The following is a 13,111-nucleotide window of genomic DNA, read 5'->3' as shown; positions in this document are numbered from 1 at the left end:
CGTGAGCGAACCGCACCTGTCGACGCACCTCCCGCAGCTGGCGGGCCGCAGCATCCTCTTCCTCAACTGGCGTGACCCCTGCCACCCCCGAGCGGGCGGTGCGGAGGCCTACTGCTTCGAGATCGCCCGACGCCTGGCGGCCGCCCACGTCGAGGTCACCCTGTTCACCGCGCGCTACCCCGACGCCGCGGCGGCCGAGCGAGTCGAGGGCGTCCGTGTCCTGCGAGCCGGCGGAACCTACGGGGTCTACCCGGCCGCCGCGCTCCACCTGCTCGCCCACCGGCGCACCTACGACGCGGTGGTCGACTGCCAGAACGGCATCCCGTTCTTCTCCCCCCTCTTCCAGCCCCGGTGGACCGCCGTGGTCTGCGTCATCCACCACATCCACCAGCAGCAGTTCGACCGCTACTTCCGGTCCCCGATGAATATCCTCGGACGGTTCCTGGAGAAGCAGGCCAGCCGCATCACCTACCGCAACCGGCCCATCGTCGCCGTCTCACCCTCCACGCGGGCAGGCATCCGTCGCGTGCTGGGCTTCCACAACCCCGTCCACCTGGTCCCGAACGGCGGCCCCGAGCCGGCCGGCGCTCCACTGCCCCCGCGCAGCACCCGGCCGACCATCGCCGTGGTGAGCCGGATGGTCGCCCACAAGCGCATCGACTGGCTGCTGAAGGCCGTTGCCCGGGCTGTCGAGAGCTGGCCCGAACTGCGGGTGGAGATCGCCGGCGACGGTCCGGAACTGCCCCGACTGCGACAACTGGCCGACCGGTACGGCCTCGAGGACGTGGTCACCTTCCACGGCTACACCGATGAGCGGCGCAAGCGCGAGCTGCTCGCACGTGCCTGGCTTACCGTCATTCCCTCGGCCGCCGAGGGCTGGGGTCTGACGGCGATCGAGGCGAACACGGTCGGGACCCCGGTCCTGGCCTACAACGTGCCCGGCCTTCGGGACGCGGTCCGCGACCAGCAGACCGGCTGGTTGTTGACCGCAGGCGGTGACCTGGCCACCGGCATCGAGCGCGCCCTGGAGGCTCTCAGCGATCGCAGCGAACGTGATCGCATCGCCACACGCTGCCGAGCCTGGGCGGACGGGTTCTCCTGGGAGACCAGCACCGATCGGATGGCCGACGTGCTGCTCGAGGAGATCCGACGCATCGAGGCCCGGCGTCGCTCGCGCCGCCAACCCAGCAACCTGGCGGTCCGCGCCCGCTTCCCGGCCCAGGACCCGGAGAAAGCCGAACGCGCGCTCGCAGGCGCCGTGCGCGGCACCGACCGCTGGACGCGCACCGAGGACGGCTACACACTGCTCCTCAACCAGTGCGACGAGATGCGCGCCTGTGCGGTCCTACGCCGCCTGGGACACCAGGAGGCGTCACTGACGCTGGCCAGCCACGTCGACGAACTGACGCCCCTGGGGCCTGCGTCATGACCGCCCGCACCGGCCCCCGCCGCACCCGCGCCGCCGCACCCGCGCCCACCCTCCCCGATCCGGCCACGGCCGAGCAGCCGGCCGCCGTGCCGCAACACCGAGGCGAGGAGGCGAGGGCCCTCGACGGCGCCCGCTGGTTCGCCGCCGCCTACCTCGCAGTCGGCGCCCTCAACTACGGCTACGCGCTGGTGCTCACACACCTGCTGGCACCCGGCGCCTTCGCCCGCTTCGCCGCCGGCCAGAGCCTGCTGCTGTGCGCATCCGCCGTCTCGGTCGTCGCGGTCCCCTGGGTCCTCGCCCAGGAACTGGCCCGCAGCCGCACCGAGGAGCAGCGTCGCGACGCCGTCTCGTTCGCCGTCTGCACCAGCGTCGCCGGCGGCCTGGTCTCGGCGCTCGTCGTGGGCGCGGTCGCCGCACAGTTCGCCGGGCCGATCACCGCAACGATCCTGGCCGTGGTGACGCTGCTGATCTACGTCACCCGGGTCACGGTCGGCTGGCTGCAGGGCAACGAGCGGCTGCGCCCGATGGCCGGCGTGGCGGTGGCCGAGGCTGCCCTCAAGGTCGGCGCCGGACTGCTCCTGGTCGTCCTGGCGCACCTCACGGACGCCGGCGCGCTGGCCGCGTTCGGCGCCGGACTGCTGCCCTACGTCCTGTACTGGCCACGCCGACGCGCAGGCGAACTTCGCCGCTCCTGGCGCCGGCTGCTCTCCCACCGCGCCCTGTGGCGCCGCGCCGCCGGCATCGCCTGCCTGCAGGGCCTGGTGGCCGTGCTGGCCGCCGCCGACCTGGTGCTGGTCGCCATGCTCTCGCACAGCTCCGCCCAAGCCGCGGGCTACCAGGCCGCCGCCGCGCTCGGCCGTACCCCCTACTTCGTGGCCGGCGCCGTCGCCATGGCATTCTTCCCCGTGCTGTCGCGGCGCGCGGCCGGCACCCCGCTGGCCGCCCGCGCGGTGCAGATGTACACCAGGGTGACCCTGCCGCTGGTCGCCATCTGCGCCACCGTGCCACCCGCAGTCATCGCCACGGTCTTCCCCGGCAGCCTGGCCTCCGCCGGACCGGTCATGCCCTGGGCCGCGGTCACCGGCTTCGCCCTGGGCGCCATCAGCCTGGCGGTCCTGTTCTTCCAGGCGGTCGACGACTATGCCATCCGCCGGCTCCTGGGCCTGGGCGTCGTGATCCAGAGCGCCGCGCTGCTCACCGGATGGCGGATCGGCGGTGTCCGGGGACTGGCGGCCGGGGCGAGCTGCGGACTGCTGATCGTGGCCGCGCTGGTCGTCCACCGCCTGGTGCGCTGCCACGGCGCACACGTGATGGCCCTGGTGCCCCGCGTCTGGCCACTGGTCCTCGTCGCGGCCCTGATCCTGCTCCGTCCCCACCCCGTGCTGTGGGCCGCCGCCTCGGTGCTGGTGGGAGCACACGCCGTGACACGCTTCCTGACCGACCGTCACCTGGACCACGGACGGGCGCGGGTGGTGATCTCCACCTACGACGACGCCCTCAACCCCGCCTACCGCGGCGGCGGAGCGGTGGTCATCGACCACATCGCCAAGCGCCTGGCCCAGCACCTCGACGTCACCGTGCTGACCGCCGGCCACCGCGGCACCCAACGGACCCCCGACGGCGTCACCCACCGCCGGTTGCCGCTCAGCTGGGCCGGGCCGCGCGTGGGCCAGCTGCTCTTCCAAGCCGCACTGCCGGTCATGGCCCGCCGACTGCGCCACGACCTGTGGCTGGAGAGCTTCACCCCGCCCTTCTCCGCGGCCCTGCTGCCGCTGTTCACCCGGGCCCCCGTGATCGGCCTGGACCAGGTGCGCAGCGGCCGGGCGATGTGGCACAAGTACCACGTGCCGTTCTTCCTCGCCGAGCGGCTCAGCTTCCGCTGCTACCGCGACCTCATCACCCTCAACGACGCCGACGCCGCCGAACTGCGCCGCTACAGCCCCAGAGCCCGCGTCCACGTGATCGCCAACGGCGTGGAAGACCGCCCGCAGCCGCCCCAGCCACTGGGCGGCGGGCGCTTCATCCTCTTCCTGGGCCGCATCGACACCTGGCAGAAGGGCCTGGACCTGCTCCTGCCCGCCTACCAGCAGGCCGCACCAGACCTGCCCCTGGTCCTGGCGGGATCGGGCACCGACGCGGAGGAACAGCGACTGCGACGGCTGCTCCAGCAACACGGCCGCGAGGTGACCTGGCTGGGCCACATCGAGGACGAGCACAAAGACCAGATCATGCGCGAGAGCGCCTTCATGGTCATGCCCTCGCGCCACGAGACCTTCGGCCTGGTCGCCCTCGAGAGCATGGCCTACGGCAAACCGGTGCTCCACTTCGACCTGCCCTGCCTGCGCTGGATGGCCGGACACGGCGACGTGAGCGTACCGTCCTTCGACGTGGCGGCCCTGGCCGGCGGGATCGACCACCTGGTCCGGGACGAGAACAACCGCGCCCGGCTCGGCCTACAAGCCCACCAGGCCTCCCGCCGTCACACCTGGGGAGCAGTGACGCAGTGCTACCTCGAACTCGTCCAGAACCGCCTGGCGACCGCAGCCGGCGACACGGACGCGATCACCGGGACGCACGCCCCGGCAGACCCGAAGATGATCAGGACCATCTGATGGAGGCCGCCATGACAACCGATCCGCTCACCCGGGCGCTCCAGCAGGGAAGCAGACTGATCGTCCTCTCACCCCACCTCGACGACGCGGCCCTGTCCTGCGGTGCGCTCCTGGCACAAGCCAGCCGCACGGCCCCGGTCACCGTGGTCACCTTCTTCACCGAGGCGGGCCCGCCCCCCCACACCCTGTCGGCCATGCGCTACCTGCACCAGGTCGGCGAGCGCGATGCCGCCCGCCACTACGCGGCCCGCCGGGCCGAGGACATCCACGTCATGACCCACCTGGCCGTCGACTGGAGGCACCTGGGCCTGACCGAGGGCCTCTTCCGCCGCCGTCCCGCCACCACCCCCGTGCGCAGCCGACTGCACCGAGCACTGCCCGAATGCGGCCACATCTACCCCACCTACCGCCTGCACCTGGCCCGCGGCCGCATCGCCGACCAGGACGAGGCCACCCTGCACGCCGCCACGGCGGCCGTGGCCCGGCTGGCCGCCGAGGGTCCGGCCCTGTTCCTGGCGCCGCTGGCCGTCGGCGGGCACGCCGACCACCTGATCGTCCGCCAGGCCGCCGCGGCAGCCGCCGACCACGCCGTCTACTACAGCGACTTCCCCTACAACCAGGCGGAGCCGGCCGACCCAGCCTTCGTCCGCACCCACCACCTGCAGCCATGCGCACCACTGCGGACGGCCGAGCCGAAGGAAGCGCTCGTCCGCGGCTACCGCACCCAGGTCCCCGCCCTCTTCCCCGACGGGCGAATCCCCGAGGTGCCCGAGGTCTACCTCCACACGGCACCCGCCTACGCACACCAGCTCACCGCCGGGGGAGCGCGATGACCCTGACCATCGGACCGACCGTCGCGGCCCCGCAACAGCTGCCCACCGGACACCGCCGCCGCACCGCTCTGCTCGCCGGCACCGCCTTCGCCCTCACCGCGGTGCTGCGCCTGATCGGCATCGGACCCTCGGGCGACCTCTTCATCGACGAACTGATCTACCGCCAGGTCGGCCACAGCGCCGCCCTCGGCGGCTTCCCGCAGGCGAGCGGCACACCGTTCTTCCTGCACCCGCCCGCCTTCTTCTACCTCGAAGCGGCCTGGGAGAAGCTCTTCGGCTACTCACCCGACACCGTGACAGCCGTCCACGACATGCGGCCCCTCAACGCGCTCTTCGCCGCCGGCACCGCCGCCCTGATCGTCGTACTGATCATGCGCGTCACCCGCTCCCCACTAGCCGCCAGCGCGGGCGCCGCGCTCTTCGCGCTCGACCCCTACACGATCCGGCAGAACGACCGGGTGATGCTCGAAACGTCACTCATGTTCTGGGTCCTGGCCGGCCTGCTGACCATGCTGCCGCTCATCGAGCACCCGGCCCCCACCCACGCCCGCACCCGGGCCCTCGCCGCGGGCCTGCTCTTCGGCATCGCGCTGCTGACCAAGGACGAAGCGGCGCTGCTGACCCTGCTACCCCTGGCCATAGCCGCCCTGCTGCGACTGGCACCCCGACGAAGGCTGCTCCTGCTGACCGGTGCCGCCACGGTCATGCCATACACCGTCTATGTCGCACTACTCACCGCCTACGGCCACTTCGGGCAGTTCTGGGCGGCCAAAACCTCGGGCATCAGCCGACTGGTCGGCTTCATCCAGTCCACCGGCTTCAACTCCCAAGGCGCCCCCTCCCTCTCCGGCCGCCTGCTCGCCCAGATCTCCGGCTACGGCAGCAGCTACCTCCTGCTGGCCGCCGGCCCTCTCGCCCTTCTCCTGCTGCTGCAACGCGGCAGCCGCGTCCACCGCATGCTCAGCGTGATGTACGGCTGCTCCGCGCTCGCCCTCGGCTACGCGCTCGTCATCGGCACCCTGGAGGAGCAGGCGCTCTACCTGCTCCTGGTCCCCACGACGGTCATCATCGCCGCAGCCCTGCCCCTGCTGCGCAAAGCCCCGGCCGGCCACCCGGCACGCCGGGCCGTCCGGATCGGCGGCGCCGCTCTCCTCGCGGTCGCGCTGACCTTCTCCTGCGCCGCCTACACCACCACACGTGCCACCCCCGATGACGGCTACGCGCGGCTGCTGGCCTACCTGAACGACCACGTCCCGGCCGGCACCGCCATCTCCGCCCCCGACGGCGGTGCGACGCCGGGCATCTCCGCCTGGGCACTGGGGAGCCGCTACCGGGTGGGCAACTGGCTGACCCCCACCCAGCGCGAACAGGCCGGCGCACAGTACCTGGTCGTCCCCTGGCAGGTCATCGACCAGGGCTATGGTGCAGCGGCACCCATCCCGGTGCACGCGCTGGCCGCACAAGGCACCCTGCTCTTCTCCTTCCACGGCCGCACCTACGGGCAACTGGCGCTCTACCGCATCCCGCTGCCCACCTCGACGGCCCCCGCAGCAGCACCGGGGAGCGGACATGGCGGCTGACCTGCGCCACCACAACTGGTACCGCACGCTGGGCTGGGCCCTGAGCGCCGTCGCCCTGCTCTGCCTGGGGGGAAGCGCCACCAACCCCGGCGAACCGGGCAACAGCCGCTACCTCTTCGGCACCCTGCAGAGCGACCCAGAGAACGCCGCCCGCGAGCGCAACGCAGGCATCAGCCTCGCCAGCCTCGCCATCTCCTGGAAACGCTACGAACCCGCACCCGGTGCCTTCGACACCGACTACGTCTCGACGCTCCGCCAACAGATCACCGCCTTCCGCAAGGCCGGCCTCCAACTCGAACTCGACCCCGGACTCGCCAGCCCACCCGACTGGCTGCTGAACCTCCCCGGGGCCCGGTACGTCGACCAATACGGCGACAGCGTCCCCGACTGCGCCAACCTCGTCTTCAGCCAGGACGTCCGCGCCCACGCCCAGACCTATCTGGCCCGCGTCGCCGAGGACCTCGACCTGTCCGCCTTCCGCGCGATCCGCATCGGCACCGACGACTCCGGCGAGTTCAGCTACCCCAAGGGCAGCCGTGCGGGCCACACCAACACCTACTGGGCCTACGACGTGAACGCGCAGGGCGCCGGCGCCCAACTGCCGCCCAGCACCCCACCCAACCCCTACCCGGGCTGGAAACCCGGCGCCGCGCAGTACCAAGGGCAAGAGTTCACCCAGGCCCAGGTGACCACCTGGTACGACTGGTACCTCGCCGCCTTGAGCGGCGCCGTCAACTGGCAGCTCTCGACGCTGCGCACCGTGGGATTCCAGGGCCTGCTGAGAGTCCTGGTACCGGGCACCGGTTACCACCCGCGTGAACTGCAAGGAGAACTCAACGCCCACCTCGACGGCTCGGTCGAACCGACCCTGACAGCCCAGGGCGTGGGCTTCTACCTGACACTGGCGCAGCTCACACATCTACCAGGCGTGCAGATCGTCAGCACCGCCCTCGTCGACGGGACCGGCACCCCGCCCAACAACGCCTGCGAGCCCGACGACACCACGGTCGACACCCACAGCCCGCAGGCCACGGAGGTCTACTCGTGGTCCTCGACCCGCTGGGTGACCCGGGCCGCACGGCAGGACGGCTTCACCCTGCTCGGCGGCGAGAGCGCGGGCAACCAAATCTCCCCCTACCACCCAGGCGTGATAGCTGACGCCGCCCGCCAGATGGCCCACTGCGGACTCAGCGACCTCATGTGGGCCTTCGACGACGACCTCTACAACGGCACCCCCGGATCCTCGCTCGCCGACTACACGGCCGTCATCCACAACTACGGATGAGACACCGCCATGGACATCACCGTCATCAGACCGCAAGAACTGACCCCGGCCCACACAGCCGCCTGGCAGCGACTCCTGGACGCCACACCGGACAGCGCGAATCCGTTCCTGGCACCTGGCTACACCCTGGCCGTAGGGGCGCTGCGCCGTACCGCACGCATCGCCGTCATCTTCGCCGGCCCCGAACCAACCGGCTTCTTCCCATTCGAACACCACCGCCTCGGCGCGGGAAAACCCATCGGCTGCGGCTTCAACGACTGCCAGGGCCTGATCCACCAGCCCGACCTCCACCTCAACGCCCGTGACCTACTGCAGGCCTGCGACCTGGCCGTGTGGGACTTCGACCACCTCACCGCCAACCAACCGACCCTGGAGGCGGGAACCCAGCTCAGCGCCACCTCACCGGCGATCCGGCTCGAGGACGGCTGGCCCGGCTACCTCGACCAACTGCACGCCAAGTCGCCCGCCTTCCTGCGCAAGATCCGCGCCAAGCAGCGCAAACTCCAACAACGCGAAGGAACAGTCGACTTCAGCTACCGCGACAGCCACGAACTCCTCGACACCCTCGTCCGCTGGAAGACCGACCAATACCACGCCAAGGGCTACCGCGACCACTTCGCGCGCCCCTTCACCGCCAGACTCCTACACTCCCTGCTGCAGTCCCGCGCGGGCGGTTGCACGGGAATCCTCTCCACGCTCTCCTGCAACGGGCAGCCCATCGCCTGCCAGTACAGCCTGCTTTCCCAGCAAACCCAGGCCCTGTGGTTCACCGCCTACGAACCCCGCTTCGCCCCGTACTCACCAGGTGTCATGCTCAACCTGAAGATCTGCCAGGCAGCTGCCGCGCACGGCATCCGACTCATCGATATGGGCCGCGGCGACGATCCCACCAAACGGGCCCTCAAGACCACAGACCTCACAGTCGGCGAAGGACACCTCCAGCGCGGCGGACCCCGAGCAGCAGCCATCCGCGGCGGCTCGGCCACCTACCGCACCGCAGTGACCCTCACCACCGCTCATCCACGCCTGCGGAACACAGCACTGCGCACGGCACACGTCCTCGACGCCCTGCGCCCGGGCTGACGCCACACCACGCCTCCACCACACGGCCCGGGAGCCGGCCGCGCCGACAACCGCAACCCGGCGGGAGAGCCATGACCACGCACACCCCGAGCACCGGCCGACAGCCCGGCCAGGACCTCGTCTGGGCCCTGCCGCCGGCCTGCGGCATGCTCGGCACCGCGCTCATCTGGTACCTGCCCCAACCAGCGCACAGCGCTGCCCAGGTCCAGGAGGTCGTGCGCTGGCAGCTGACCACCTGGCACCTCGACCTCCCCGGACTTGTGCGCACCACCAACCTCCTGCTCACCCAAATCCTGACCAACGCGGTGCGCCACGACACCGGCCCGCTCGTCCTGGAACTGGCGCGCACCGCCACCGGCATCGGGCTGGGCCTACGGACCGCCGACCCCGACGACCGGCCCGGCGATGTCACACTCGACGAACGAGTACTCGCGCACCTCGCCTTCCCCGACCACGTCACCGCACGGACCTCCCGCACCCCTCACCCCGGGGGCTGCATCCTCTACATCGACTGGCACGAGGAACCGCAAGAGCGCCAACAGCCCGGCACACCGCAGCGGCACGCCGCTGCACGCCGCCCTCCCGCCCCGACGAAACGCCCCACGCGCAGTCGGCCGGCCGGACCACGCGCCACCGCGCAACAGCGGCCCGGCGACCGACGAACGGGCCCCCCTTCCCGCACCCCCACAGGCCGATGCCTACCCGGACGACCACCACACTCCCCGACACCAGGCGCCAGTACCCGGACCCGCCATACCCGAGCGCCCCGGCAGCCCGCCAGGCCCCGCGGCCCCCCGCCCGGCGACCCACCCAGTCGTTTCCTTCGCCGCCGGGAGCGCTGCGATACTTCGATCATGACTACGAGCACACAGGCGGACGCCATCGAGGCGGCCCGCCCCGGGGGATGGGCGCTTCGCTCCGCGAGCCTGGACGACGTCGAGGTGATCGTGGAGCTTCGGGCGGTGGTGATGCGGCCGGATCTGGTGCGGTTGGGGCGGTTCGACGAGGAGCGCGTCCGGCAGCGGTTTCGGGATGCCTTCGTTCCGGAGTACATGTCGATCGTCCTGGTCGATGACGCCTTCGCGGGTTGCGTCGCCCTGCGGCCGGCGGGGGACGCGCAGTGGCTGGAGCACTTCTTTCTCTCACCCGGCGTCCAGGGGCGGGGGATCGGCTCTGCTGTGCTGAGCGCGCTGCTGGAGCGGGCCGACGCTGACGGTGTGCGTGTCCGCCTGAACGTTCTGCAAGGCAGTGCTGCTCGGCGGCTCTACGAGCGCCACGGGTTCACCGTGGAGACCGAGGACCCGGTCGACGTCTTCATGGTGCGAGAGCCGCGAGAGCCCTCCCGCGCCGCGTAGGCGTTCCTGGGAGTTCGCTCCACGTCGGTGGGCGTCACGCTCGCGTACCCCAAGGGCATTGGGGGCGGGCGCCTCGGTGTCTGAGCTCCGAGGGGCGAGAGTTGAGCGCTGCCTTAGAGGAACGGGAGGTTACTCAACCCACCCCCCCACCCGCCCCAACCCCGCCAGCCGTCAGTGAATATGACTATTCGTCACGAGTCGCCACGCTCCGCACATCCGGTGTACCGTTCGCCGCAAAGAGCAACCCCCGACCGGTGCTACCAACACCAGAGGGGGGTTTGACCGACTAGATCGAAAGACGTCGATCCTGTGGCTACTGCCAACTCTACCGTCGCCTGCCCGCCGATGGCCTCTCCCGGCTACGGAAAGCGCATCGCGCCGCACCAAGTCCGCCATCATGGCGCAGACTTCGCACACCTGCCCGAGCGCGAGGCGTACCTCGCCGCGTTCATCGACCGGCTGCCCGAGGGCGCCGCGATGGACACCAAGACCCTCGCCAGGGAGCAGCCGCGCTACGGCCAGCAGGCCGTGGCCTCCGCGCTCCGGATGCTCTCGGCGGCCGGTCACCTGCGCCGGATCCGGGTGAACCTGGGCGACGGGCGCACCCGTTGGGTCCACCGGACGTACTTCTCGCGGACGGCGCGCGACGACGCGTGGTGGGCGCGGTTCCTGGACGAGCCGGTGGCGCCACCGGCCCCAGCCGAGGCTGAGGCCCGAACAGTCCGCCCCGCGCCCGCCCGTCCGCGCCGCTCGGAGGCGTACGAGGCGCTGTCCACGCTCGGGCTCGCCGACTCCCGCCTCGCGCTCTCCGCCCGCGAGTGCGCCGAGCTGGAGCCGCTCGCCGCCGCCTGGCTGGAACTCGGCGCAACCGTGCCGCAGTTGCACGCGGCCCTCACCGCCGGACTCCCGGAGTCGGTGTCCAGCCCCGGCGGCCTCACCCGCCGACGGCTCGTCGACAAGCTCCCGCCGCAGCAACTCCGCGCCGCCCCGACCGAACAGCCCGCGCGGCGCGTCATGGAGTGCACGGAGTGCCGCACCCCCGGTCGCCCCGAATCCCTCCCCGGCGGCCTCTGCCGTCCCTGCCACGGCACCCCACCCTCCCGCAGCCACCAGTCACCCCAGGTCGACGTTCGCGCCCGCGTCGCCCACCTCCGCACCCTGCTTCGCCATGTCTGATGGAGAGACGGGCTTGGACCGACCGGGCAAATGGATCGCTTGAGAATTGGGTGGCAAACCAGGGCCCGGGAGCTGGATACGCTCCCAGGCCGGTCACGCTTGCGGCGCCTGCGCGATCCTCAGCCCACGATGCGGCGCAATCGCTCGGCCGCGCCGCCGACGATGGGCTCGCCGTGGCCGAAGCAGGCGATGTCGGAGTCCAGGCGGCTCTGGAGGTGGAGCGACTTGGCTGCTCGCTCGCGGTCGGTGTTGAAGACACCGAGCATGGTGTGGCCGCCCACGTTGGCGATGGTGTCGCCGGTGAAGAGCACGCGCGGGCCGGGCAGGTAGAGCGCGATGCTGCCGTCGGTGTGGCCGGGGACGGCGAACACCTGAGCGCCGTCGCCGAATTCGACGGTGTCGCCGTCCACCAGCTCGCAGTCCACGGGGACCGGCTCGGTCGGCGGAGGCAGCGGGATCGTGGACGCAAGCTCACGCTCCCACTCCGTCAGCACTGGTGGTGGCGCCGGGAGTTCACCACGGATGACCGGGGCGTCGGCCTGCCCCGCGAGCACCTGGGCCTCGCCCCAGGCGGCAGCCTCGGCGGCGCCGCCGGTGTGGTCGTTGTGGCCGTGGGTGAGGATGATCCGCTGGATCTCAGCGGGCCGTCGGCCAAGTGAGCGCACAGCCGCGGCGATGGCGGGTGCGGAGCCGGCCGGACCGGTGTCGATCAGGGTCAGCGCGTCGGGGTCGCTCCAGAGGTAGGCCTGACCCACCTCGAACTGGAGCAGATGGAGGTTGGGCAGCACTTCCACGAGGTCCATGCCGCCAGGCTAGGCGTGGCTGGCGGGGACGGCATGGTTCGTTCACCGAGAGCGCAGAACAGTCCTGGAGCCTCCGGAAATTGGATCACTTGAGGCGCCGGGTGGTGGACTGGACGGGTGGGTGAACTCGTCCAGCACGGCGCCGAGCAGGCGGGGGAAGCGGGCATCGAGTTCGTTCCGGCGCAGGGTCACCAGCCGGGTCTTCCCGCTGATGTGCGTGGACGTGATGCCCGCCTCGCGCAGGATTCGCCAATGGTTGGACAGCGTCGAGCGCGGAACTGTCACCCCCTCGGGGCTGCAGGTGGTTTCGCCCTCCGCTGTCAGGCGTCGCAGCAGTTCCAGTCGCACTGGGTCGCCGAGGGCGTGCAGCACGGTCGCCAGATCGAAGTCTTCGGGCTTGGGCTGGGGCAGTGCGCGCATCCGCTTCCTCCGCTTCGGGACCTGTGCCTAGTATGGCGGTCGATTCAACAGTTCGGGAAAGTCGAATTGATCTTGGAGGGGCGGACATGAAGGTGCTGGCCACGCTGGCTCGGCTGTATGTGGATGACCTGGACCGTGCTCTGCCTGCCCTGCGCGACCTGACGGGCCAGGAGGGAGGGAGGCGCTTTGCCTACAGCGGTGTGGAGGTGGCGAGCATCGGCGGCTTCCTGCTCGTCGCGGGCACTGCCGAGGGGCTCGCCCCGTTCCGTGACGTCCAGAGCACCGTGCTCGTCGACGACCTGGACGGGATCCAGACACTCCTGAACGCGCGCGGTGGAGAGATCCTCTCGGGCCCGAACCAGGTGCCGACCGGCCGCAACGCCATCGTGCGACACCCCGGCGGAGTCGTCCTCGAATACGTCGAGCACAGTGCCTAGCTCCAATACCACTGACTTAAGGATCCTTGCTGGTAGGCTGCCTGTCCAGGAGGTGCCTGGATGCCACGCCCTGGGCAGGTCAAGCCGTCGACGGACGA

At 71.1% G+C, this 13,111-nt stretch carries 11 protein-coding genes; 9 read left to right on the top strand and 2 right to left on the bottom strand.

What is annotated here, in order from left to right; genetic code table 11:
* Position 1 precedes the first annotated feature (1 nt).
* The 8 genes from P3T37_RS32410 (at position 2) to P3T37_RS32375 (ending at position 11,353) form a co-directional block, all read left to right on the top strand.
* Positions 2 to 1,429 (top strand): glycosyltransferase family 4 protein, encoded by a 1,428-nt coding sequence (locus tag P3T37_RS32410; protein WP_280727499.1) that lies wholly within the window; start codon positions 2 to 4, stop codon positions 1,427 to 1,429.
* Positions 1,426 to 4,041, top strand: coding sequence for a glycosyltransferase (locus tag P3T37_RS32405; protein WP_280727498.1), 2,616 nt, complete (start codon positions 1,426 to 1,428; stop codon positions 4,039 to 4,041). Before P3T37_RS32410 ends, P3T37_RS32405 begins: the two co-directional genes overlap by 4 nt.
* A gap of 11 nt (positions 4,042 to 4,052) precedes the next feature.
* Positions 4,053 to 4,874, top strand: coding sequence for a PIG-L family deacetylase (locus tag P3T37_RS32400; RefSeq protein WP_280727497.1), 822 nt, complete (start codon positions 4,053 to 4,055; stop codon positions 4,872 to 4,874).
* A complete protein-coding gene (locus tag P3T37_RS32395; protein ID WP_280727496.1) occupies positions 4,871 to 6,454 on the top strand; it encodes a phospholipid carrier-dependent glycosyltransferase in 1,584 nt (527 codons plus the stop codon). Before P3T37_RS32400 ends, P3T37_RS32395 begins: the two co-directional genes overlap by 4 nt.
* Positions 6,444 to 7,739, top strand: coding sequence for a beta-galactosidase (locus tag P3T37_RS32390; protein WP_280727495.1), 1,296 nt, complete (start codon positions 6,444 to 6,446; stop codon positions 7,737 to 7,739). The genes P3T37_RS32395 and P3T37_RS32390 overlap by 11 nt, the downstream gene beginning before the upstream one ends.
* 9 nt (positions 7,740 to 7,748) lie before the next feature.
* Complete coding sequence (locus tag P3T37_RS32385; RefSeq protein ID WP_280727494.1) at positions 7,749 to 8,822, top strand: GNAT family N-acetyltransferase; 1,074 nt, start codon at positions 7,749 to 7,751, stop codon at positions 8,820 to 8,822.
* Between the two features lie 854 nt (positions 8,823 to 9,676).
* Positions 9,677 to 10,177, top strand: coding sequence for a GNAT family N-acetyltransferase (locus P3T37_RS32380; protein ID WP_280727493.1), 501 nt, complete (start codon positions 9,677 to 9,679; stop codon positions 10,175 to 10,177).
* Between the two features lie 345 nt (positions 10,178 to 10,522).
* Positions 10,523 to 11,353 (top strand): hypothetical protein, encoded by an 831-nt coding sequence (locus tag P3T37_RS32375; protein WP_280727492.1) that lies wholly within the window; start codon positions 10,523 to 10,525, stop codon positions 11,351 to 11,353.
* Between the two features lie 119 nt (positions 11,354 to 11,472).
* Here P3T37_RS32375 and P3T37_RS32370 read toward each other — a convergent pair whose 3' ends face one another.
* Positions 11,473 to 12,156 (bottom strand): MBL fold metallo-hydrolase, encoded by a 684-nt coding sequence (locus P3T37_RS32370; protein ID WP_280727491.1) that lies wholly within the window; start codon positions 12,154 to 12,156, stop codon positions 11,473 to 11,475.
* 42 nt (positions 12,157 to 12,198) lie between these two features.
* Positions 12,199 to 12,576, bottom strand: a complete 378-nt coding sequence (locus P3T37_RS32365; protein WP_280727490.1) for a helix-turn-helix domain-containing protein — start codon at positions 12,574 to 12,576, stop codon at positions 12,199 to 12,201.
* An 86-nt stretch (positions 12,577 to 12,662) separates the two neighbouring features.
* On the opposite strand from P3T37_RS32365, the gene P3T37_RS32360 reads away from it, so the two are divergent.
* The gene (locus P3T37_RS32360; RefSeq protein WP_280727489.1) at positions 12,663 to 13,013 is read left to right on the top strand and encodes a hypothetical protein; all 351 of its coding nucleotides are present in this window, start codon (positions 12,663 to 12,665) and stop codon (positions 13,011 to 13,013) included.
* Positions 13,014 to 13,111 lie beyond the last annotated feature (98 nt).

Source organism: Kitasatospora sp. MAA4, from assembly GCF_029893355.1.
In the GTDB taxonomy this organism is placed as follows: Bacteria; Actinomycetota; Actinomycetes; order Streptomycetales; family Streptomycetaceae; genus Kitasatospora.
The sequence above is the reverse complement of the archived record's forward strand: the minus strand, read 5'-3'. Positions and strand labels throughout refer to the sequence as shown.